At 44.2% G+C, this 24,851-nt stretch carries 18 protein-coding genes and 1 riboswitch; of the genes, 5 read left to right on the forward strand and 13 right to left on the reverse strand.

Annotated features, from left to right (window positions below; all coding sequences use genetic code 11):
- Positions 1-53: 53 nt before the first annotated feature.
- Together ABIB50_RS20100 and ABIB50_RS20105 are read right to left on the reverse strand one after the other, a co-directional pair.
- On the reverse strand, positions 54-1,199 hold the full coding sequence (locus ABIB50_RS20100; protein WP_429382681.1) for a redoxin domain-containing protein: 1,146 nt from the start codon (positions 1,197-1,199) through the stop codon (positions 54-56).
- 53 nt (positions 1,200-1,252) lie between these two features.
- Entirely contained in the window at positions 1,253-2,434 is a 1,182-nt protein-coding gene (locus tag ABIB50_RS20105; RefSeq protein WP_429382683.1) for a formimidoylglutamase, read from the reverse strand.
- A gap of 618 nt (positions 2,435-3,052) precedes the next feature.
- Between ABIB50_RS20105 and ABIB50_RS20110 the strand changes: the two genes are divergently transcribed.
- On the forward strand, positions 3,053-4,000 hold the full coding sequence (locus ABIB50_RS20110; protein WP_429382685.1) for a sugar phosphate isomerase/epimerase family protein: 948 nt from the start codon (positions 3,053-3,055) through the stop codon (positions 3,998-4,000).
- Here the strand turns inward: ABIB50_RS20110 and ABIB50_RS20115 are convergent, their stop codons facing one another.
- Both ABIB50_RS20115 and ABIB50_RS20120 read right to left on the reverse strand, forming a co-directional pair.
- Entirely contained in the window at positions 4,001-4,951 is a 951-nt protein-coding gene (locus ABIB50_RS20115) for a glycoside hydrolase family 43 protein (protein ID WP_429382687.1), read from the reverse strand. It lies immediately after the preceding gene.
- Between the two features lie 109 nt (positions 4,952-5,060).
- Positions 5,061-5,663, reverse strand: coding sequence for an RDD family protein (locus ABIB50_RS20120; RefSeq protein WP_429382689.1), 603 nt, complete (start codon positions 5,661-5,663; stop codon positions 5,061-5,063).
- A 77-nt stretch (positions 5,664-5,740) separates the two neighbouring features.
- A riboswitch (cobalamin riboswitch) is annotated at positions 5,741-5,945 on the forward strand.
- A gap of 170 nt (positions 5,946-6,115) precedes the next feature.
- Here ABIB50_RS20120 and metE point away from each other — a divergent pair.
- The gene (metE, locus tag ABIB50_RS20125) at positions 6,116-8,425 is read left to right on the forward strand and encodes a 5-methyltetrahydropteroyltriglutamate--homocysteine S-methyltransferase (protein WP_429383087.1); all 2,310 of its coding nucleotides are present in this window, start codon (positions 6,116-6,118) and stop codon (positions 8,423-8,425) included.
- A gap of 223 nt (positions 8,426-8,648) precedes the next feature.
- Here metE and ABIB50_RS20130 read toward each other — a convergent pair whose 3' ends face one another.
- The 9 genes from ABIB50_RS20130 to ABIB50_RS20170 all read right to left on the reverse strand — a co-directional run bounded on the left by ABIB50_RS20130 (position 8,649) and on the right by ABIB50_RS20170 (position 19,085).
- Entirely contained in the window at positions 8,649-9,050 is a 402-nt protein-coding gene (locus tag ABIB50_RS20130; RefSeq protein ID WP_429382691.1) for a hypothetical protein, read from the reverse strand.
- A gap of 116 nt (positions 9,051-9,166) precedes the next feature.
- Positions 9,167-9,379, reverse strand: coding sequence for a cysteine-rich CWC family protein (locus tag ABIB50_RS20135; protein ID WP_429382693.1), 213 nt, complete (start codon positions 9,377-9,379; stop codon positions 9,167-9,169).
- Positions 9,380-9,500: 121 nt separating this feature from the next.
- A complete protein-coding gene (locus tag ABIB50_RS20140) occupies positions 9,501-11,879 on the reverse strand; it encodes a ribonucleoside-diphosphate reductase subunit alpha (RefSeq protein WP_429382695.1) in 2,379 nt (792 codons plus the stop codon).
- A 172-nt stretch (positions 11,880-12,051) separates the two neighbouring features.
- Positions 12,052-13,029, reverse strand: a complete 978-nt coding sequence (locus ABIB50_RS20145; protein ID WP_429382697.1) for a ribonucleoside-diphosphate reductase small subunit — start codon at positions 13,027-13,029, stop codon at positions 12,052-12,054.
- Between the two features lie 426 nt (positions 13,030-13,455).
- A complete protein-coding gene (locus ABIB50_RS20150; RefSeq protein WP_429383089.1) occupies positions 13,456-13,866 on the reverse strand; it encodes a methionine-R-sulfoxide reductase in 411 nt (136 codons plus the stop codon).
- Positions 13,867-13,988: 122 nt separating this feature from the next.
- Entirely contained in the window at positions 13,989-15,524 is a 1,536-nt protein-coding gene (locus tag ABIB50_RS20155) for a serine hydrolase domain-containing protein (RefSeq protein WP_429382699.1), read from the reverse strand.
- Between the two features lie 225 nt (positions 15,525-15,749).
- Positions 15,750-16,625, reverse strand: coding sequence for a succinate--CoA ligase subunit alpha (gene sucD / locus ABIB50_RS20160; RefSeq protein ID WP_429382701.1), 876 nt, complete (start codon positions 16,623-16,625; stop codon positions 15,750-15,752).
- Positions 16,626-16,779: 154 nt separating this feature from the next.
- On the reverse strand, positions 16,780-18,018 hold the full coding sequence (gene dctA / locus ABIB50_RS20165; protein ID WP_429382703.1) for a C4-dicarboxylate transporter DctA: 1,239 nt from the start codon (positions 18,016-18,018) through the stop codon (positions 16,780-16,782).
- A 761-nt stretch (positions 18,019-18,779) separates the two neighbouring features.
- Positions 18,780-19,085, reverse strand: coding sequence for a hypothetical protein (locus tag ABIB50_RS20170; RefSeq protein ID WP_429382705.1), 306 nt, complete (start codon positions 19,083-19,085; stop codon positions 18,780-18,782).
- A 180-nt stretch (positions 19,086-19,265) separates the two neighbouring features.
- On the opposite strand from ABIB50_RS20170, the gene ligA reads away from it, so the two are divergent.
- The 3 genes from ligA (at position 19,266) to dapA (ending at position 24,811) form a co-directional block, all read left to right on the forward strand.
- Complete coding sequence (gene ligA / locus ABIB50_RS20175) at positions 19,266-21,275, forward strand: NAD-dependent DNA ligase LigA (protein ID WP_429382706.1); 2,010 nt, start codon at positions 19,266-19,268, stop codon at positions 21,273-21,275.
- 121 nt (positions 21,276-21,396) lie between these two features.
- Positions 21,397-23,841, forward strand: a complete 2,445-nt coding sequence (locus tag ABIB50_RS20180; protein ID WP_429382708.1) for a DUF5686 and carboxypeptidase regulatory-like domain-containing protein — start codon at positions 21,397-21,399, stop codon at positions 23,839-23,841.
- Positions 23,842-23,929: 88 nt separating this feature from the next.
- Positions 23,930-24,811, forward strand: a complete 882-nt coding sequence (gene dapA / locus ABIB50_RS20185; RefSeq protein WP_429382710.1) for a 4-hydroxy-tetrahydrodipicolinate synthase — start codon at positions 23,930-23,932, stop codon at positions 24,809-24,811.
- Positions 24,812-24,851: the final 40 nt, after the last annotated feature.

The following is a 24,851-nucleotide window of genomic DNA, read 5'->3' on the forward strand; positions in this document are numbered from 1 at the left end:
ATAAGATTTCTCACTCGTTCCTCGTTTCGAAATGACATGTTTGTTTAAGAATTTTATTTCCCAAGCAACTCTGCCAGCTTATCATCCAGATCACTGCCACGAAGGTTTTTGGCTATTATTTTACCTGACGGGTCCAGTAAAAAGTTAGCCGGTATTGCTTGTACATAATATAAAATCGCGGCCTCGTTGTCGCCATATTTAAGGTCGGATACCTGTGTCCAGGTTAAGCCGTCTGTTTTTATGGCCTTTTGCCAGTCGGCCTTACCATCGGGCCTGTCTAATGAAACCCCGAGTATGGTAAAGTTTTTATCTTTATATTTATTGTAAGCCCTTACAACATTTGGGTTCTCTTGCCTGCAAGGGCCACACCATGATGCCCAAAAATCAAGCAACACGTACTTACCCCTGAATGAGGATAATTTAACCGGGGTGCCATTTACATCATTCTGTGTAAAATCAGGTGCCATACTGCCAACAGCTGTGGCACGCAGTTCGTCGAGCGATTTTTTCAGGATTTTTGCAACCTCCATATTTTGCACAGTGGCATCTAAGCCGACAAATAGTTTATCTAATTCTACCGGGTCAATGCCCTGTTTACTCATCTGCCCCAAAACCATTAAACTTAAATAGCTTGCCGGGTGGCCCTTTATAAAAGTTATAAAAACGTTGCGTTGCCTGTCCTGCAAAGCTTTGTACTTGCCTTGTAAGTCGTGCTGGTACTCGGCCGATGCCTGCTGAGTTGTTGTCGCTGCGTTTTTTTCGTCGTTTAATTTTTTAGCATCGTCATTAATAGGCTTTAATTGTAAGGTTAGCGCCTTATTATCATCATTCATGACCGAACCGGTAACGGCTGCGGTTTTAACGGAGTCTTTAGTAGTGGTTACATTAATACTGCCTTTGTCCAGGAAAAAAGTTACCATATCAGGTGTGTTCCCCAATTTGGCAACGCCGGTTCCCTGGTGATCTATAACCAACATGGCGTATGATGGATCGGCAAGGAAGCCACTGATCAAAAAACTACCGTTAGTAACCTGGGCAGAATCTACAACCTTATTGGCACCAACCTGGTAAAATAAATAGGCCCATGCCGGCGGGCCAACTTTGCCCACCTTTCCATTTATAGTAAAGTTAGTAGCAGGTGCCTGTGCAAATGCAAGTGCCGGCAATAATGCCGATAGGATAAAAAGTAATTTCTTCATTTATTTTTAAAAGATACAGGAGTTATAACGGATAATAGCTGCTGCAATTGTATCTAAGTTAATTTTTGATAAGTGCGCCACCAAAGATCAGGCATTTCGCCGCTTACCGCAGTTTTATAATCTTCGTACTGGCAGGGTACTAAATGGAAGCGTTCGTTTTTTGAGCCGCCGGTTGGGTAAGGCACCTGCATCCACCAACGGTCTGATTTTTTGCTTTTTACAAACACCAGTTCATGGTCATCGTGCTTTAAGCTGGTTTTATAAATAAGGTACTGTGATTTTGGATGGAGCGGAAAATCTTTTTTACGGTTATATACGCCATCAATAAAATACCAGATCATTTGCGATAGCAGCATGGCGGTTTGCCCGTTGCTGTCATAAGCCGGGTTAAACTCGTAAAAACCTATCGAGGTTAGCTTGTCGTTAAATCCCGCGTAGCGGCATATCTGGCAGGCTTCTTCGCCGTACAAGCCATTTGGTGTGGCGTTGGCATTAGCCACCGCGTCGGCCGAGCGGATGGCGCTGATATCAAAGCTTACCATATTGGCATTGCGGATGGTAGGTTCGGCTACAGCTATATTGCTGCTTAAGTTACCCAGCCGGTTCACGTCAAAATATAGCTTCTCCATTACGCGCAGACTATCCTGGCTGGCAAAAAAAGTTTGGTAGCCAAGGTTGCTGTAATTAAACAGGTAATTAGGCTCATGCAGAAATATTTTATTGAGGTAGGATGCCGAGGTAGTTTCAATAGTTTCGGTATTGTCATCATCCTCCAGGTCAAAGTGCGAGTCTACCACCACCAGGTCCACCTTTTGCTCTAAAGTTTCATAACCCAGGTATTGCGCGTAGGTAAGGTCCTGCCCGCCACCAATAATTACCGGGATGATATCCTTTTTGATCAGCTCGGCAACTACAGTTTTAAGCGCGTAATAGGTATCTGTTACGGTCTGCCCCTGTTTGATATTGCCAAGGTCGACAATTTTTGTGGTGTACGCGCCTTCATGCAGCTGGTATAGTTTCTCCCTGACATAATCAGGAGCTAATGCACAACCCGGATTGTTTACGGCATTACGGTCTTCCTGCACACCAATTATGGCGATATCTGCGGGTTGGTCCAGGTCCGGGAAACTATCGGTATAGCACGCTATCTTACTACCGAAATGACTGCTGTAATAGCCGTTTTTTGGGGCGATAGTATTCAGATCAACAGGCGTAAAGAAATCGGATAAGGACATTTTTGATGTGCAAATATGTGGATGTGCAAATATGCAGATAGCTATGCAGATGTGCAAGTGTGTGAATAAGCAGATGATAAATAATGTTTGTTTCACAAAAACATGAACCAGATGAAACAAGTGAAACAGGATTTTTGGTTAACTATCTAAAAAATAATAATTTACAAAAAAGAGTGAAACAAAATGAAACAACTTATCAGTAGGTGTTTTTCTGAATAAATCTTAATTATCATCTTGTTTATCAATCAATTACAATTTTCGTGTTTTAGCAGCGATAAAACACACTTATGAAACAAAAATGAAACAACAGCAGTCAGCATCGATAATGGCAATAACGCGCGCCGTCGACTCACCCCGCGGCACTTCGTGCGCGACCCTCTCTTCGCTGCGCGGAAAGAGGGTTGTTTCTTTTCTTTTGATTAACCCTCTTTCCACCGAAGGTGAAGAGAGGGTGGTCGAGCGCAGCGATGATCGGGTGAGTCAACGGCGCGCATCCTCGCCATCAAAATCCAGCCACTCCCGCACATCAAAGCGGAACCATCCTGTAACAATTTTATAAGCAGGTTTTTATCTTATTAAATTTTACTAATTTGGCATCAACCATTATAACAACGCATTATGAACATTAATAACCTATCGCGCCGCGGATTTATCGGCAGCAGTGCAATTGCCGCAGCAGGGGCATTAATTCTGCCTAAAATGGCATTAGCTAATTCTTTTTTTAAGGCTGATAAACCAAATTCGGTTGTTGGCGGGGTGCTGATAGGTGTTACCACTTACTCGTACGGCCACATGAAGAATGTTACTGCCGAGGATATGCTGCAATATTGTTTACAGGATAACATTAGTGGAGTTGAGTTACGTGGTGATGCTACCGAATTATCGGCAGGCGCTCCAAAAAAGGTAGCGGGACAATCCGCGGCTGATTTTAACAAGGCAATGGCCGAGTGGCGCGCAAATTTCCCCATAGATAAATTTAAAGAGATAGGTAAAATGTTTAAAGATGCCGGCGTTACCATATATGCCTATAAGCCGGTAGTGTTTGGCACAGGTAATACCGACGAAGAGATAAACTACGCTTTTAAAGCAGCCAAAGCATTAGGTGCAAACCATTGTAACTGCGAAATGCCCGAGCATAACGATGCTCAAACCCAACGTATCGGCGATATAGCCACCAAACATAAAATCCGGGTAGGTTATCATGCCCATACCCAGGCTACCCCGCAATTATGGGATACTGCGATGGCACAGTCTGAATATAATTGCATAAACCTGGATATTGGCCACTATATAGCCGGTAATAACACCAACACTATCGAGTTTATTGAGAAAAACCATGCCCGTATTACCAGCATGCACATTAAGGACCGTAAAGTAAACAACGGGCCTAACACCGAGTTTGGATTAGGCGATACGCCAATAAAAGATGTACTGCAGTTGATGAAGAAAAACAGGTACAAGTTCCCCGCGACTATCGAGCTGGAATACAAAGTGCCGGCCGACTCGACCGACGTAAAAGAGGTTGCCAAATGCCGCGAGTATATGGCGGCGATACTAAGCGCCTAATTATTTTTGATCAATAGTTAAAAAACGGAAACTATCCTTATCGGCCACTAATGTGGCCGGTTTTGTTTTGGTAAAGTTTAGTTTGATGACGGCCGTTTTGCGCCGCTGCACTTTGGTATTACTGTTGTGGGTATGCATTACGTAATATAACTGCCCGTCCTTACCCGTAAATACATCGCCATGGCCGGTACCGTTAAAGCCCACCAGGTGGCGGTCTATAATAGGGTTGGTTGGGTTTTTTGTCCATGGCCCCATAGGCGAGGTAGCAGTGGCATAACCTATGGCGTAATCAATATTCTGATAGTCATTGCTTGAGTAAAGCAGGTAGTATAAGTTACCATGTTTAACTACGGTTGGACCCTCGCATACCAGCCAGCGGCTGTTAGCGGTATTCTCCCATGGGAGGATCGAGTTTACACATTCTTTGGCAGCGGCTGTGTCAATATCCGACAGGTCGTCTTTTAGCGGTGCCACAAATATACGGTTACCTTTTTGCAGCCGTACAAAGTACAGGTACAGTTTACCATCGGTATCTTTAAAAATATAAGGGTCTATCTGGTGTACCGGCCCGGATATGGCTTTAATTGTTTGCTGCTTAAATGGCCCAAGCGGACTATCGCCTTCGGCAATAGCTACATATTCGTTAGCAGCATAGGCCATATAGTATTTACCTTTATTTTTAAATACCTGTGGTGCCCAAAACTTATTGGTACCATAGCTATCACCCATTGCTAAAGCAAGCCCGTCCGCGGCTTTGCCTACATTACTGCGCCAGTTTACCAGATCGGATGATTGATAAACGGGGAAGCCTTTATTGCTGCCTGTGCCATAAACATAGTATTGCCCGTCCTCATAAAACATAGTTGGGTCGGCTAATAAAAGGGTGTCTTTGGTTTGCGCTTTTACAGCTATTGCAGTTAGCAATGCGCAGAGCAGGTACAGGTATTTCATTGGTTTATAATTTGAAACTAAGATATAGTTTTTTGTCATCCTTCTCTACGCTCAGGATCTTCTAAAATTGACAGGTAGCCTGTCGGCTTATCGCGCGCAGAATGACAACCTAATCAATCCTATCCTTAATCACCAGTGTTTCGGCAACTCTATCATGCAGGCATTGCTGCTGTTTATTGAAAAAGCAATACAGGTAGCCAATACCCAACGTAAGCACGGACAATACCTTGGCGAAATTCCTCCCGGCGGCATGGCTCGTCGAGATCCGATCGCCCTGCATATCGCAAACCCTGATCTTTAGTATTTGCTTACCGTAGGTACCTTGCTTTGCCGAGCTTTCCATAACAATATGATAAACCAGGTTTACAATTGGTATGATAACCAATAAGCTCAATGCTACGGCTATTAAGGCTATCTTATTACTTAAAAATATGGTTACTATAAATGCCAGTACGGCACAAGCTGTCGACACCAGGAACCAATCTATAACCGCTGCAGTGGCGCGCTGGTCAAAACTGCCAAAGTATTGCAGCAAAGCCTGTTTCTGGAAACCGAAAAGCTGGCGCAATTCTGCAACCTCATGGACCTCTTTGTAGTCGTCCATCGCGTCGGTTTTCACAAAATCGCCTGGTTTTATCTTTAGTGCTTTTAGCTCATCTAAAGTATAAGGGCCTTCGGGTTTACCGTTTATTACCAGGGTGTACATGCTCATCGCGACTTAAAATTAAGATTAATCTTTAATACCTGATTAGGATTAGTCTCAACTTCCATATATTTGCCTAAGTTCTTTACTTTATTTCAACAGATAGGTTCGCGGTTATGATGACCGCGATTAAAAAGGAACCGTGTGTAAATCACGGGCTGTCGCGCAACTGTAAGTAACACACCAAAGTTGATGCCTTAACTCCAAAATATGTCCATTGTCCGCAGCAGGGATGAGAAGGACGGCATTAACGTTACAAGCCAGGATACTTGCCATTTGTTTAAGACAATGCTTTCGCGTAATGAAGCAGTAGTCAGAGCACAAAAAAGGAATTTATATGGGTGTTGTATGCCCGTATATTTTGCTGCGCGTGTCTTTTATTACCATTCCCACGAAAGCATACCGAAAACCGTAAGGAGCATTAAGTCAAATTAATGTTTAACCAAAAAAGTTTTATGCGTATGCTCAAAAACAATCTCGGCTACCCACGTGTGGGCGCCAATCGTGAACTCAAAAAAGCCAGTGAACAATACTGGGCCGGCAAAACCGGTAAACAAGAATTATTTGCAGCTGCCCACGCTATCCGCGGGCAAAACTGGAAACTGCAGCAAGAGGCCGGTATCGACCTTATCCCCTGCAATGATTTCAGTTATTATGACCAGGTGCTGGATACCTCGTTAATGCTGGGTGTTATCCCGCAACGGTACACCCAGGTGCTAAGCAAGAACCCGGACAACTCGGAGATCGACCTGTACTTCGCCATGGCCCGCGGTTACCAAAAAGATGGGCTGGACATTACCGCCATGGAAATGACCAAGTGGTTTGACACCAATTACCATTACATTGTGCCCGAGTTTACAGCTAACCAGCAGTTTAAAGTATTCTCTGAAAACGTATTCGAAGAATTTCATTTAGCTAAAAAGGCTATCGGCAAAAGCCCTAAGACAGTATTGCTGGGCCCGGTTACTTACCTGCTTTTAGGCAAAGAAAAAGAGCAGGGTTTTGAAAAGATCGACCTTATTAAAAACCTGGTACCGGTTTATATCGAAATCCTTAAAAAACTTAAAAGCTATGGTGCCGAATGGGTGCAGTTAGACGAGCCTTTCCTGGCGTTGGATTTGACCCAAAAGGAAAAGGATGCCTATACCTATGCGTATAAAGAGATAAGGAAAGCGACTGCCGGCTTAAACCTGATGGTGGCAACTTATTTTGAGAGCCTGCATGAAAACACACCGCTGGCTTTAAGTCTTCCAATTAATGCTTTACATATTGACCTGGTGCGCGCGCCGCAGCAGCTGGACAAGGTGTTGAGTTTGATCCCTGATAACCTGATCTTATCATTAGGTGTGGTTGACGGCCGGAACATCTGGAAGAACGATTACGTGAGGTCTATAGGCTATATCAAAAACGTAATTGCAGCTATTGGCAGCGACAGGGTAATGATAGCACCGAGTTGCTCGTTATTACATACGCCTTTCGACCTCGACCTGGAAACCGCCATCAACCCTTTCATCAAAAGCTGGATGGCGTTTGCTAAACAAAAACTGAACGAGATAAATGAACTGGCCGGGATAATTGAGGGTAATAATAACGACTTGCTCCTTGAAAATTTAAAAGCCATATCAAGCCGTAATGTTTCTCAGCTCATCCACAAACAAGAGGTTAAACAGCGCACCGCTGCTATTACTGCTGCGGATGCCGATCGCGTTAGCAAATTTGCCGAAAGACAGAAAATACAGCAGCAAACTTTTGGGCTGCCACTCTTCCCTACAACTACCATTGGGTCTTTCCCGCAAACGGATGATATCCGCCAGCTACGTGCCAAACTAAAAAAAGGCGACCTTGACCAGGATCAATATGATACCGAAATAGCAAAAGCCACCATCGACGCCATCCGCTGGCAGGAAGAAATTGGCCTGGATGTGTTGGTACATGGCGAGTTTGAACGCAATGATATGGTGGAGTATTTCGGCGAATTGCTGGATGGGTTCCTGTTCACCAAAAACGGTTGGGTGCAAAGCTATGGCAGCCGTTGCGTTAAACCGCCGGTTATTTATGGCGATGTAAGCCGCCCGGCAGATATGACCGTTAAATGGACCAGCTTCGCGCAAGCCAACACCGGCAAATTGATGAAGGGCATGTTAACCGGCCCGGTTACTATACTGCAATGGAGCTTTGTGCGCGATGATCAGCCGCGGTCTGTTACAACCAACCAGATAGCTTTGGCTATCCGCGACGAGGTGGTTGCGCTGGAGCAGGCAGGCATTAAAGTGATCCAAATTGATGAGCCTGCCATACGAGAGGGTTTACCTTTACGCAAAGCGGATTGGGCTACCTATTTAGACTGGGCGGTTAAAGCGTTCCGCATCTCGGCCGCAGGCGTAAAGGACGAAACACAGATCCACACCCACATGTGCTACAGCGAGTTTAATGACATCATCAAGCACATTGCCGATATGGATGCCGATGTGATCACCATTGAAACTTCGCGCTCGCAAATGGAACTGTTGGAAGCTTTTGCTGACTTTAAATACCCTGCCGAAATTGGCCCGGGTGTTTATGATATCCACTCGCCACGCGTGCCTACTACCGAAGAAATGGTTAGCCTGCTTGAAAAAGCTGCCGACCTGTTACCGGTAGGTAATATCTGGGTTAACCCGGATTGCGGATTGAAGACCCGCAAATGGCCCGAAACTAAGGTCGCCTTGCAAAACATGGTTGACGCCGCCAAAGCCGCCCGCGAAATTTTTAGCAAGCAGCCTGTTAGTTAATAATTGCAAGTTAATAGGAGGCCGTACGGAGAGATCCGTGCGGCTTTTTTATTATTCCACCCGTCATCGCGAGGAACGAAACGATCTCTTCACTTGCAAATCAATGTGCAGATTGATCGTGCTGGCTATCGCCAAATGAGAATTATCTTTTTGAATGTCCTACGCAGAGATCGCTTCGTTCCTCGCGATGACGGGTTGATAGGTTGGTTCTCATTAATTAATTTTAATACACATAAGCCAAAGGCCCGTCCTTAGCTACCAATACCGACCAACCAGGCTTGGACCCCGAAGCTACAGCAGCAATAAATTTATCGCGGATATAAATCCCAACTTCTATCAAACCATCATCTTTTGATTCTGTCCATTCGCATCTGATATCGCTTTCGTCGGCTATGGGTTTTATGGTCGCGTCTTTTGCCAGGTATTCGGTTGGGTTTAAAAAAGGCATGTCTTCGGTACGCCAGAAAGAGGTGGCCGGTGCTTGTTGTTGGTTATAGAGCCATACATCGCCAATGACGTCTTCGCCCTCATATAAATAGGCGTAAGCTACACGGCCGTCGTCTTTTATTACTACGGAGTAATGGCGGTCAAACTCGCAGGGTACTTGTAAAGAAAATGTTGACATAGGTTTTATTAGTTGTCATTTCGAACATAGTGAGAAATCTATACATATGCAAGGCGAAACGCGTGTATGGATCTCTCCTCGTTCCTCGTCGAGATGACAAGGCGGGGTTGGGTTTGTTAAGCGCTTATCCCCATCGCTTCCCTATATTCCCCCTGCAATTCCAACAAACACTTGGCACACATACAACCTTCATAATTCTCGCTGATGTATTGCACCTCGTTTAAACTCAACTGTACTACGCTGCACTGGCATTTGGTGTAAGAATTTGCCTTACATTCAATGCCGGTACCGCAGCGGTCGCAGGATATTATTTCGTGTTTGGTGTTCATTTTTATAGTCCGGAAGTCGGGAAGACCGGAAGTCCGAAAGCATAAAGGTAGAAAATAAAAAAGTCCGAAAGCTTGACACAATGTCAAACTTTCGGACTTCCGGTCTTTCGGACTTCCCGACTTATGCCGAGCAAGTAACGCAGCCTTCTTCCATTGAGCAAGATGGGCCGGCAGGTATTTCGTCCGCTACCTGGTTAACTATTTCCGGTATTACTGCATCCATGTTTTTACCGCCCTGGTTCTCAACTGTAAATTTAACCGCTTGCGATGCTGCTTGTGTACGCAGATAGTACATGCCTGTTTTTAAACCTTTTTTCCATGCGTAGAAGTGCATTGAAGTCAATTTAGAAGCATTTGGCGAGTTGATGAACAGGTTAAGCGATTGCGACTGGCAAATGTAAGCGCCACGATCAGCAGCCATATCAATGATATCGCGCATCTTGATCTCCCAAACAGTTTTGTACAGGTCCTTCAATTCCTGCGGAATTTCGGCAATGTCTTGTACCGAACCATTTGCAGTGATGATCTTATCTTTCATGCTGCCATCCCATAAACCAAGGTTTACTAAATCGCGCAGCAAGTGTTTGTTTACAATCACAAACTCGCCGCTTAATACACGGCGGGTGTAAATGTTTGAGGTATATGGCTCAAAGCACTCGTTGTTACCCAATATCTGTGAAGTTGATGCAGTTGGCATAGGCGCTACTAATAACGAGTTACGCACGCCATGGTTCATTACATCTAAGCGCAGGTTTTCCCAATCCCAACGGCCGCTTGTAGGTTTTACTTTCCATAAATCAAACTGAAATTGTCCTTTTGATAGTGGTGAACCTTTAAAGGTTTCGTAAGCACCTTCTGCAATAGCCAGGTCTTTAGACGCGGTCATGGCAGCAAAGTAAATGGTTTCAAAGATCTCTATGTTCAGTTGTTTAGCCTCTGGGCTTTCAAACGGCATACGCAATAGTATGAAAGCATCAGCCAAACCTTGTACACCTAAACCAATAGGGCGGTGACGCAGGTTTGAGTACTCAGCCTCTTTAACCGGGTAGTAGTTATTATCGATGATCTTGTTCAGGTTTAAAGTAGCCTGGTAAGTTACTTCATACAATTTCTCGTGATCAAAAGAGCCGTCACGTACATAACGTGGCAATGCTAATGATGCCAAATTACAAACAGCTATCTCATCCTTAGATGTGTACTCCAGGATCTCGGTACATAAGTTTGAACTTTTTATAGTACCCAGGTTTTGCTGGTTCGATTTTGCGTTGGCAGCATCTTTATACAACAAGTACGGTGTACCGGTTTCTACCTGGGCGTCCAGTACAGCAAACCAAAGCTCCTGTGCTTTTATCACCTTGCGGGCACGGCCCTCTTTCTCGTAACGTTTGTATAGTTTTTCAAATTCTTTACCATGGCAATCAGCTAATCCCGGTGCTTCATGTGGGCAGAATAAGCTCCAGTCCTCGTTAGCTTCAACGCGTTGCATAAACAAATCGCTTACCCAAAGTGCGTAGAACAAATCGCGTGCGCGCATTTCTTCTTTACCGTGGTTTTTACGCAGGTCAAGGAACTCGAATATATCAGCATGCCAAGGCTCTAAGTAGATAGCGAAAGCGCCTTTACGCTTGCCACCGCCCTGGTCTACATAACGTGCAGTATCATTAAACACACGCAGCATTGGGATGATACCATTGCTGGTGCCATTAGTACCGCTGATGTATGAACCTGTAGCACGCACATTGTGGATACTTAAGCCGATACCACCTGCGCTTTGTGAAATTTTAGCAGTTTGTTTTAATGTATCATAGATACCATCGATGCTGTCATCCTTCATGGTTAACAGAAAGCATGATGACATTTGTGGTTTTGGCGTACCTGCGTTAAACAATGTAGGTGTAGCGTGGGTGAACCAACGCTCGCTCATCAGGTTATAAGTTTTTATTGCGCTGGCAATATCTTCTTTATGGATACCTACCGATACACGCATAAACAAATGCTGCGGGCGTTCGGCAATTTTACCATCCAGTTTTAATAAGTATGATTTCTCTAAGGTTTTAAAGCCAAAATAATCAAAACCAAAGTCGCGATCGTAAATAATGCTGCTATCCAGTTCTTCAGCATTTCTTTGAATTATATCGTAAACATCGTCAGCCAGTAAAGCAGCATTTTTGCCGGTTTTAGGGTCGACATATTGATGCAGGTTGCGCATCGTTTCTGAAAACGATTTGATGGTGTTTTTATGTAAATTAGAAACAGCTATACGCGATGCCAGTAACGCGTAATCAGGGTGCTTGGTAGTTAATGACGCGGCCGTCTCGGCAGCAAGGTTATCCAGCTCTGATGTGGTTACCCCATCAAATAAACCTTCAATTACTTTTTTAGCTACATCAACCGGGTCAACCAACGCGGGATTTAAACCATAGCACAGTTTCTCGATCCGTGCGGTTATTTTGTCAAATTTTACAGTTTCTTGCTTACCGTCTCTTTTTACTACGAACATAATTTTGGCATTTAATGGCTGGACTGGAACCAACCGGTTTAATATTTATTTACTTAACTGGATATTATCTTTTAGTATTTAGTAGCTAGGATCAAGTAGTAAGACATTAGCTGTTTGTTCTGTTGTAGCAATATCACTCTTGTTACTTGATACTAACTACTTGATACTTCTTCTAAAAATCTTCGTCTAACGAGAATCCTTTATTATCGCCCCCGCCTGTGTTTAACACACCGCTTTTTTGGTAATCACCTACCCGCTTCTCGAAGAAGTTGGTTTTGCCCTGCAGGGATATCATCTCCATAAAGTCGAACGGATTGCTTGCGCCGTATACTTTATCATAACCCAGCTCGCCTAACCAGCGGTCGGCCACAAACTCAATATATTGGCTCATTAGCTTCGCATTCATCCCGATCAAACTAACCGGCAACGCGTCGCTGATAAATTCTTTTTCAATTTCAACCGCATCGGTAATGATAGCTGTTGCAGCTTCTTTTGATAGTTTGTTATCCAACATTCTGTATAACAAGCAGGCAAATTCGCAGTGCATACCTTCGTCGCGGGATATTAACTCGTTGCTGAAAGTTAAGCCCGGCATTAAGCCGCGTTTCTTTAACCAAAAGATAGAGCAGAAACTGCCAGAGAAGAAGATCCCTTCAACCGCCGCGAAAGCAATTAAGCGCTCGGCGAACGATCCGTTGTTTATCCAGCGTAAGGCCCACTCCGCTTTTTTACCTACACATGGCACGGTATCAATAGCGTGGAACAAACGATCTTTTTCGGTTGGATCTTTAATATAAGTATCTATTAATAAAGCGTAAGTTTCAGAGTGGATATTCTCCATCATGATCTGGAAACCGTAGAAGCAACGGGCCTCAGGCAATTGCACCTCGCTCATAAAGTTCACAGCAAGGTTCTCATTTACAATACCGTCACTCGCAGCAAAGAAAGCCAGGATGTGAGATATAAAATGTTTTTCGCCCGGGTTAAGGCCTTCCCAATGTTTTAAATCATCAGAAAGGTCAATTTCTTCGGCTGTCCAGAAACTTGCTTCGCATTTTTTATACATCTCCCAAATTTCGGGATACTTAATAGGTAGAATAACAAAACGATCCTTGTTCTCTTTTAATAATAATTCTGTTTCTTCTGCCATGCGTTTTATTAACTTTTATTGTTTTAACTCTTCTTTTTTTTCTTTTGCTGCCCTGGTAATTTTAGCCGACAATGCCGCCGAGCAGTTGTTATTAAAGAATGATAAAAAATTATTATCACCTTAACTACTCTAAACAATCACCCTCACAAATCCCTACTTGACTACTTTTAACAGTGTATATATCCACCTTTTACCTGCTGGTAAATGGCTTCTTTTTTGCTCTTACCGACAAGGATCGCCGATAATTTGGATAGCTTTAAAGAACTTATAATTCAAAGATATGATTTGAAAAATTTGGTTGTTAGTGATAGTTATACACATCACCTATAAGTTATAAACAAATTTTTTGTGGAGATTAGAAATAGGTGATTAAGAGCACATTAAATCAAGATTGCCGAATAATTAAATTTATCGGGAAAAATTTTGTTATGGCCTTGGGACAAATTTCATCGATAACGAATTAACGCAGTGGCGGGTGTTTTTTGGGGTCAGATATTCGCCTTCAAACACGTGGCCCAGGTGGGCGCCGCAATTGTTGCACACAATTTCAACACGGTGTCCGTCCGCATCAGGTACGCGCTTTACTGCACCGGGTATTTCGTCATCAAAACTTGGCCAGCCGCAATGCGATTCGAATTTAGTTTCGGATGTATACAGCGGCGTATCGCAGCGTTTACAAACGTATAAACCTTCGGCTTTATTGTTTAATAATTCGCCGGTAAAAGGGCGCTCGGTGCCTTTATTTAATATGATATATTCTTCTTCGGGTGTTAATTGATTGTAGTTGCTCATGATTGTTTGGATTTCACAGATTTTATTATGATTGCACAGATGGATGCTTTTGTCCGTCCGCTTATCTACAAGATACGACAAAACGGCTGGACATTTTGTTTTGAAGATGGATGTTTACATAGGTTTGACCAACCCGAAAAAGTCTTTACAAAAAGTTAAGAAACCACCTATTTTACCACCCCATCCAAATGATATTCCTGTATCAATCCCGGGCTTTCCGGCGTCAGGGTAAATGCTACTTTAATGTTGGCGCTTTCGCCCTGCATTATAAAGAAACCACGCATTTGGTTCTCGGCAACTACAGCGCTTACGGCTATTATCTTTCCTGCTTTGGCAAAAGCCTCTGTGGTAGCCGCTTTTAGCTTATCCGGGAAATAATCCATAAAGAAGTTATCAGCAAAAATACCGCTGGCCTTGGCCGTATCCCAATTGCTGATCACCTTCAGCAGGTCGGCTTTGCGTTGGTTTAATATTGCTGATGCGGGCAGCGCGCGCGGCTTAACAGCTGATAGCACCAGCAGCGTATCCAGTACCCGGTTATTAATAGCACCAGCATTGGCATAAGTTAAATTACCGAAAACAACTACACCTACCCCATAATCGGGCATAATGTTCCATTGGCTGCCAAAGCCCGGTAAGCCACCGGTATGGCCTACATAAACTCGGTTGTCGCAATCTTTAGCCCAGCGTAAACCATAGCAATAGGCACTAACATTAGGGCATGGCCTGCCGGTAGGGGTTTTGGCATTAGCTGATAAATAATTTACATCCCACGGGTACTGCATTTCACGGATAGAGCTGCGCTTTATAGGTAGGGTTTCCGCGTCGTCCCGTGGTGGCCAGGCATCCATATGCGCTGCCATGTATTTACTAAAATCCTCAATCGTGGTTATTAAGCCGCCCATGGCACCATAAGCGCCGTCGTGCAGTAAAGGCTGCTCAACCCATTTGCCATCCAGCCAGCGATAGCCTAAAGCCAATTTATTTTTGGGCACTTTGGTATATTCCCAATAGGTATGGGTCATCCCCAGCGGGTTTAAGATGTATTGGGTGATATAATCCTGGTAAGTTTTGCCCGATACCTTTTTAATAATATAGCCCAGCGTCGCGAAGCCTAAATTACTGTACTCGTATTTTAACCCCGGATTATTAGAGAATGATACCCCCTTTTTATAGAGTGCTATCAATTCATCATCGCTAACGGCCAGTTGCCTGTCGCCCCAGGGGTTATCTTCGGGGTAGCCTGCGGTATGGGTAAGCAGGTTTTTAATGGTAACCGGGGTAGCATCTTTAGTTAAATATTTCATTCCCTTCATTTCGGGGATATAGAGATATGCCGGATCATCCAGTTTTAATTTACCTTCATCGCGCAGCTTTAATATAGCCATAGCGGTTAAGCTTTTGGTCATGGATGCTATCCGGAAATCAGAACTCTTATCTGCCGGGATTTTAGCAGCGATATCGGTATAGCCAACGCCACCGCTATGCACCAGCTTACCATCAACCACAATACCATAAGCCATGCCCGGCCAGTGGTTTTCTTCGGCGAAGTCTTTATACAGTTTATCTATTATAGTGTAGGTCGATTCGATCTTTTCCAGCCTGTCCGCGTCCGTAAAGTTTGCGGGCCTGTAAGACTGTGCAGAGGCTAAGCAACTTAGGGTTGATAAAGCGATATAGAGCGATATTTTTTTGGCGATCATGATTGCATGTTTGGGATAACCCAAGATACGGAATTAATGAGTGATTTTGAATAAGTGAATAAGTGAATAAAAAATATCACAAGGGTGTTCGTTCGCACGGGGAATGAAACAGTTTGAAACAACGGACACCTTACCTCATCTCCCGCCAACAAAAAATCCCGGCCAAACTGACCAGGATTTATATATGATATATATGGTTTTCCCCTTTAGGGGTTAGGGGACATACTATAACTTCGCCAGTTCTTCTGCCATTGCAGCACCTATCTCGGCTGGCGACTCAACAACGCGGATACCACACTCGCGCATGATCTTCATTTTTGCAGCGGCAGTATCATCGGCACCGCCAACAATTGCACCAGCGTGGCCCATACGGCGGCCCGGAGGCGCTGTCTGGCCGGCGATGAAACCCACAACAGGTTTGGTACCATTTGCTTTAATCCAATGTGCAGCTTCGGCTTCCATGCCGCCGCCTATCTCGCCTATCATAATAATGCCATGCGTTTCAGGATCGTTCATTAACAGTTCAACCGCTTCTTTGGTTGGCGTGCCTATGATCGGGTCGCCACCTATACCAATGGCAGTGGTGATACCTAAACCTGCTTTAACAACCTGGTCAACCGCCTCATAAGTAAGCGTGCCCGATTTTGAAACTACACCCACATTACCTTTTTTAAAGATAAAGCCCGGCATAATACCAATTTTGCTTTCGTCGGCAGTGATAATGCCCGGACAGTTAGGGCCTATTAAGCGGCTATCCTTGTCTGTCAAATATTCTTTAACCGCTATCATATCCTTTGTAGGGATACCTTCGGTGATACATACAATAACTTTAATACCCGCTTCGGCAGCTTCCATAATCGCGTCGGCAGCAAATGCAGGCGGAACGAAAATAATAGATACATCGGCACCGGTTTTTGCAACAGCATCGGCCACGGTGTTAAATACAGGGCGGTCCAGGTGAGTTTGGCCACCTTTGCCCGGTGTAACACCGCCAACAAGCTGGGTACCATACTCAATCATTTGCGATGCATGGTAGCTACCTTCATTACCTGTAAAACCCTGAACTATAACTTTAGAATCTTTATTTACGAGAACACTCATTGGTTTGATTTTCTTTTATATCGCAAAGCTAAAATTATTTTTCGCCCCCTAACCCTCTAAAGGGGAATTTTTTAAGTTATTATAAAAAATTTACAATTCGCTCCTCCAACCGCTTAAAGCGAAAGTTTTTATACGCTTATTAAATAATAAACTATTATTCCCCCTTTAGGGGGTTAGGGGCGCTAAACTCCCCCTCGCTCTTCGCAATAACAATAGTGGCCACCCCATTCCCAATCACGTTAGTAATCGCCCTTGCTTCCGACATAAACCTATCCACCCCTAATAATATCGCCACACCCTCAACCGGGATAACCTTTATGGCGGCAAGGGTTGATGTTAGTACAATAAAGCCACTGCCGGTTACACCTGCCGCACCTTTACTGGTTATCATTAATATACCTATAATACTTAGCTCCTGGCCTAACGATAGCGGGATATTAAATACCTGCGCCAAAAATATAACCGACATAGACAGGTAGATCGTCGTCCCATCCAAATTAAACGAGTACCCTGCCGGAATAACCAACCCCACTACCGACTTAGAGCAGCCAAACTTCTCCAGCTTCTCCATCATGGCCGGCAGGGCAGGCTCAGACGATGAGGTACCCAGTACGATCAGTATCTCTTCCTTAATATGCTTTAAGTACTGCCATAAGCTAAATTTGTACATGCGGCATACCAGGTTAAGCACCACAAAAATAAACAGCGCCATGGTGATATAAACCGATGCCATCAACAACGCCAGCGGTTGCAGGGTTTTTATGCCATAGGTACTTATGGTATACGCCATCCCGCCAAAGGCGCCTATAGGAGCAGCCTTCATTACGATGTGCATAATGTTAAAGAATACCTTCGAGATCTTATCAAACAAATCAATAACCACCTTTCCGCTATCGCCCATTTTACTTAGCCCGAAGCCAAACAATATCGCGAAGAAAAGCACCTGCAAAATATCGCCGTCGGCAAAAGCTTTCATGGCATTGCTGGGTACAATGTGGGTGATAAAGTCGCCCCAATGCATTTCAGAGGCCGCTTTTTGGTAAGTAGCCAGTTTAGCGTCATCAAACGCAACAGTAGCCTTAAAGCCAGCGCCGGGTTTAACCAGGTTGGCAACGGTTACACCAATTATCAAGGCAAACGTGGTTACTATCTCGAAGTAAAGCAGCGCTTTACCCCCTACCCGGCCAACCTTTTTCATATCGCTCATGCCGGCAACACCCAGCACAATAGTGAAGAATATGATAAACGGGATCAGCATCGTTATCAGGCTGATGAATATTTTGCTGATCATTTGCGCTGTAGGTGCAAAAGGCTTAAAATAAAGCCCTACAATAACGCCCAGTACAATTGCAATTAAAACCTGTACGGTTAGGTTGGATAGTAATCGTTTCATTATAACAATAATACGATTATTAAAAACATTTCATAAGTTAATAATGGTGGGTGTCCGTCTGTTAGGTATCCGCTGTAGGTTAGGACAAGTAGACAAACTTTTAAATGCTTTTTAAGGTTACCAGCTCTTGTCCATCCGTTTTTTAGCGTTCAGCAACTTAGCGGACGGACAAGGTTTCATGGGCGTTACCCTCCGTTGTCGGGTCAGGCTGTACGCTTATACGCCACAGGCATTAAGCGCAAGGCCGGTCCAAAGGACTCCTTCGGAGTATCCGCTTCCATCCTTAACGCAAGGTCTACCATCATAACTCCCTACCACGTGGTATTTTATGTGGTAAAAACTATCAACCATACATCCCACTGGTAAAATTCAAACTTTAAATTTATCTTGAAATTTAAATACACTCCCCCCTTCACCCCTTCTTATATAACTATATATAGGGTTAGCTGTGCAATGCTGTATTACCGGGAAGTGAGAATAATTATATACAAATATACATATAATATATTGATTATCAAATAATTAATATATTAAGCTTGTCCGTCCGCAAGGGACCCAGACACCAAAATAACAGTCGGACACTCTAGCTTACATCCCCTTATTAAAAAATCTGTCCGTCCGCTAAGGGGCAGGACAGGTTTTGAAAAACGGACAAACATTAATAAGCTATCATTAAGTTACCCACAAAAAAAATGTCCGCCCTCCGAAGCACATAGGCTCCAGAAGCGGACGGACACTTCTATTAAATATTAATCAGTCTATTAATTCCAATGACCGGCTACCCAAACATAACCACGTGGGCGGCGGTCCCAATGGCCGGCAACCCAAACCGCACGCGGGCGTGGTGCACGTTCCCAATGGCCACGGCTTTCAACATACGTACGGCCTTGTGGGGTCCATTCGCCTTCAACCCAAACATGATTGGCCGATGGGCGTGCCGGGCGGGTGGTTACTACAGTACGGTGATGTACCATACGGCTTCTTACTACAACTTGTGCACTGGTGTCGGCAGCTGCAAACAGCACTAATGCTGCCGATGCAAATAAAATTCTTCTTAATGTTTTCATAATAGTGTTTGTTTTAGTTATAACGATGGGGTTTAAAACCCGCCGCTATGGTATCTGTTAATTATAATCTAAAGACAGCCTTAAATAAAAAAAGTTTAAAATCTCGGCTAAAAAATTTCCACCGATAATAATATTAGCCTAATGGGCTATGCAGATTAATCAAATTATTATCTTCGTTGCATGTCACCGGCTGAAGCAAAAAAACAAATAGAAACCCTATCGGCAGCGCTTAAACAGCATAGCTACAACTACTATGTACTGGCTATGCCCGCTATATCTGATTTCGAGTTCGATAAAAAATTAGAGGCCCTTACGGCGCTCGAAAAAGAGTTCCCCGAGTTTCTGGACCCTGATTCGCCCACCCAAAAAGTAGGCGGCTTTATCACTAAAGAATTTAAAACGGTTAAGCACCGCTGGCCCATGTTATCGTTAGGTAATACCTATAACGAGCAGGAGCTGCTGGATTTCGACCAACGCATCCGCAAAGCTATAGGCGACAATTTTGAGTATGTGTGTGAGCTGAAGTTCGATGGCCTGTCCATGAGCCTTACGTACCAGGACGGTAAGCTTGCCCGCGCCGTTACCCGTGGTGACGGTGTGCAGGGCGACGAGGTGACCACCAACGTACGCACCATACAAAGCATCCCCAAACAACTAAAGGGCGGCGGTTACCCCGCCGAATTCGAGATCCGCGGCGAGGTATTTATGCACCTTAAAGCGTTTGAACGCCTGAACCAGGAACGCGTAGATAACGGCGAGCCTGCCTATGCCAACCCGAGGAACTTTGCATCGGGCACCATTAAACTGCAGGATAGCGCCGAGGTAGCTAAGCGCCCGCTGGATTGCTTCCTATACGGCTTATATACCGAAAAGACCTTGTTTAAAACGCATTGGGAGAGCCTGCAAGCCGTTAAACAATGGGGCTTCCATGTTGATGACCATAGCCGGCTGTGTAACGATATAGACTGCGTATTAAGCTTTATAGCCGAGTGGGATAAAAAGCGCCATCACTTAAGCTATGATATAGACGGCATTGTTATTAAGGTAAACAGCTATAACCAGCAGCAGGAATTGGGCTTCACAGCCAAATCGCCACGCTGGGCCATATCGTATAAATTTAAAGCCGAGCAGGTACAAACCGAGCTGTTAGCCGTAACCTACCAGGTGGGCCGCACCGGCGCGGTTACCCCTGTAGCTAATCTTAAACCCGTACTGCTTGCTGGCACTACCGTAAAACGTGCCACACTGCACAACGCCAACGAAATGCTGCGGCTTGACCTGCACAAAGGCGACTGGGTTTTTGTTGAAAAAGGCGGCGAGATCATCCCAAAGATCATCGAGGTAAATTTAGAGAAACGCGTACCCGGAGCGGCTACCATAGATTATATAACCGAATGCCCTGCCTGTGGTACACCACTTAAACGCCAGGAAGGCGAAGCCGCTTTCTATTGCCCTAACGATGAGGGCTGCCCGCCACAGATAACCGGCAAGATGCAGCACTTCATTGGCCGCAAAGCCATGAATATTGATGGTTTGGGTGATGAGACAATCGAAACCTTATATCAACGCGGCTTTATCCGCCATATAAGCGACCTATACAAACTTGCCGACCATATTGATGAGTTGAAGCAGATGGAGCGATTCGGCGAGAAATCCATCACCAATATGCTGGAGGGTATAGAAAAATCTAAACAAATGCCTTTCGAAAAAGTGCTGTTTGGCTTAGGTATCCGCTATATTGGCGAAACAGTCGCCAAAAAGCTAACCATCCATTTTAAAACCATTGACAACCTGATGGCAGCCACGCTTGACGAGCTGATTGTTGCCGAAGAAATTGGCGAACGTATTGCCCACAGCTTAATCGAATACTTTGCTACCCCGCAACACCGCGAAGAGATAGAGAAGCTTAAAGCCTCGGGCCTTCAATTTGTAGCCGAAGAAAAAGAGGTTATATTAGCCAGTGAAGCATTATCAGGCAAGACCTTCGTTATATCAGGCACTTTTGAACGCTCGCGCGATGAGTTGAAAGACATCATTGAGCAAAACGGTGGCAAGATACTAAGCAGTATATCAGCCAAGCTAAACTACCTTGTAGCAGGTGACAATATGGGCCCGGCCAAGCTGGAGAAAGCGCAGAAGCTTAACATCCCTATTATTAGTGATGAAGAGTTGATGGGGATGATTGGATAGTTTGTCTGGTCTACCGTTTTGTGCCGGTTACTTAGCGGACGGACACTTTAACAATAATTAACATCATCGCCCTGCAACCTTTTGTTAATTAAATGCATCTTCGTACAAACATGTTTCCTGTATGCGATTAGCTTTAACCTGGCTCTTATTCCTCTCTTTTAATATCAGTGCGTTTGCACAGCAATTTACCGTTAGCGGTAAAGTTATTGATGATGTAGGTAAGCCTGTTCCGTTTGCCAGCGTGTATATTCAAAACACTACCCAGGGCGCATCGGCTAACAGCGATGGCGAGTATGCCATCAACTTAAAACCCGGTAAATATGTGTTGCAATACAAGGCCGTTGGTTATAAGCAGGAAAGCCGCACGGTTGATGTCAGCCAGTCTAAAACCATAAACGTTACTTTAAATATAGAGTTTTACCAGCTGCAAACCGTTGTTATAGGCGGCAAGGACCCTGCTTTTGCCATTATGCGCAAAGCTATAAAAAAGCGTAAAACTTACCTTAACGAAGTACAAGCTTATACTGCTGACGTTTATATAAAGGGTCTGCAAAAGCTATTGGATGCACCCAGGAAATTCCTGGGGCGGGATATGAATTCGATAGGCAAACAACTGGGGCTCGACTCGAACCGCAGGGGGATAATTTACCTGTCAGAGTCTCAATCAAAGTACAGTTTCATGGCACCTGATAAGGTGCACGAGGAAATGATCTCGTCAAAAGTATCGGGCAGTAACCGGGCCTTTAGCTTTAACCGGGCTACAGATCTGAAGGTTAATTTTTATGAGAATTACCAGGACTGGGGCCAGATTAGCCTTAGGCCGTTGATATCGCCGCTATCAGAAAATGCCTTTTTCTATTACAACTATAAATGGTTAGGCGAGAGTGTGGAGAATGGCAAAACGGTTAACAAGATTCAGGTAATCCCACGCCGTGCGCATGATCCTTGTTTCGAAGGGTATATTTATATTCAGGAGGATAGCTGGCGCCTGGTTGGCCTTAATTTATACATCACCAAAAAGGCTAATATCAGCATTGTTGATACCGTAAGGATAAACCAGCAGTTTGTACCGGTTAACGATAAAGCGTGGATGACATCTACCATTCGCTTTGATTTTAATGGGGGATTTTTGGGGTTTAAGTTTGGTGGCTATTTTATATCGGTTTACAAAAATTACAACTTGGAGCCCACGCTCAACAAAAAGGATTTTAACGAGGTGCTGCGTATCAGTAAAGGTGTAAACAAAAAAGACAGCACCTATTGGGAGCAGGAGCGCCCCGTGCCGCTAACCGCCGAAGAAAAAACCGATTATAAAAAGAAAGAGGTACTGGCCGCAAAGCGAGAATCGAAGCAATATATCGACTCGGTAGATAAAGTGAATAATAAGTTTAAACCTATTACGCTGGTGCTTGGCGGCGTTGATCTAAGATATCGTTATAAAAAGGAATACTATCATTTAGACCCGGTGCTGAGCGACATTTTCTTTAACACGGTGCAGGGTTTTGCTTTTTACTACAAAACCGCCTTCACCAAAATGATAGATACGGTAAACAACCGTTTCTTTAGGTTAGCAGCTAATGCCGGTTACGGTTTTTCGAACCATATTTTTAGCGGCGATATTAATATCATTGCCCCAGTTAAACAATTTCAATTTGGCTTTAACGCGGGATCAGAAGTATTGGATATGAACAACCTGCAGCCTATCACCACCCTGGCAAACACTGTTCATAGTTTGTTTTCAAAGCAAAATTATCAAAAGCTATATCAAAAGCAATTTGTATCGATGTCATTATCGGGCCGTATATCGGGCGGGTTAAAGGCCAGTGCCGGCGTTGAATACGCTAACCGTAACTGGTTGCCTAATACGTCGTCTTATAGTTTTTCGGACAACCCAAAGGCTTATAGCTCAAATAACCCGTTAGTGCCTTCGGCAGATGTGCCTTTGTTTCAGCAAAACCAGGCATTTAAAATAGGCTTGCATGGCAGCTATGATTTCAGCAACCGTTATGAGACTTACCCTAATGGCAGGCGTTACTTACCGTCAGAATATCCAACCATTAGCTTTACCTACACCAAGGGTATAAAAAATGTATTAGGATCGGATGTGGACTATGACAAGATCTCTGCCGATATTTCCAAAACAGATATCTCAATGGGGTTGTACGGGCGCACCTCGTTCTATGTTGGCGCAGGTAAGTTCATCAACAGTAATAGTTTGTATTTTACAGATTACAACCACTTTAAAGGCAACGAGGGCCTTTTCTACAGTAGTGGTATAACCAGTTTCTTATTGCTTGATTATTATACCTACAGCACCCGTACCGAATATATAGAGGCCCATTTCGAGCACAATTTTTCGGGCTTTATTGCCAACAAGATACCATTGCTCAGGAAACTTAAATTACAGGAAATTTTTCATCTGAATTACCTGAGCTCGCCAGAGTTGAAAAATTATTATGAAATGGGTGTGGGCGTTAAGTATCTTAATTTAAAACTACTTTACGGTCAATCATATAACAGCGGTAACAATGTACGTTCGGCTATAAGATTGGGGATAGGGTTTTAGATAATTCAGGCTCGGCTGCCAACAGCTACGGCCCATCGGCTATGGACTATGGACCAAAAATATTATCTTAGCGCCTTTTACTACAAACATGAACAAATTTTACGGAACCGGGATAGCTATTGTTACCCCTTTTCTTGCAGACGGACAAGTGGATTATGACGGGCTTAAAACCCTGATCAATTATTTAATTGATGGCGGTGTGGAGTACATCGTGTCGTTAGGTACAACCGGCGAAAGCGCCACATTAAGTCAGGACGAAAAGAAGAAGGTTTTAGCATTTACTGCCGAAGTAGTAAATGGCCGTATAAATTTAGTTGCCGGCATTGCCGGCAATAATACCGCCGAGGTAGTTGAGCAGGTTAAAGCTTTTGATATACCCGGCTATAATGCTATACTATCAGCAAGCCCGCAATATAACAAACCAACGCAGGAAGGTATTTACCAGCATTATAAAGCCATTGCGCAAAATGCCAAACTGCCTGTTATACTTTATAACGTGCCCAGCCGTACGGGCAGCAACGTAAGCGCCGATACTACGGTTAGACTGGCCCGCGATTTTAAAAACATTATCGGCATCAAAGAAGCATCGGGCAATTTCGACCAGATCAACCAGATCATGCGCGACAAGCCGCAGGATTTCCTGATGATATCAGGCGATGACCCTATAAGTTTGCCTATGATAGCTTTGGGCGCTGTTGGTGTGATATCAGTAGTTGGTAACGCTTTGCCGCGTCAAACGTCGGATGTAATTCGCAAGTGCTTAAACCATGATTTTAAAGGTGCAGAGAAAGGCCACTTCGACCTGATTGACATTACCCGCCTATGCTTTGTTGAAAGCAGCCCCGCGGGTGTAAAAACCGCCTTAAAACAATTAGGTATTTGTGGAGATACGGTGCGCCTGCCATTGGTACAGGTTAGCGAATATACAGCCGGCCAAATTATTAAAGAGATCCAAAAATTTACGGCATAAAAAAACCCTGCTGCGTGCAGCCGGGTTTTATGAATAGAGA

The sequence above is a fragment of the Mucilaginibacter sp. UYCu711 genome, assembly GCF_050433825.1.
Lineage (GTDB): Bacteria > Bacteroidota > Bacteroidia > Sphingobacteriales > Sphingobacteriaceae > Mucilaginibacter.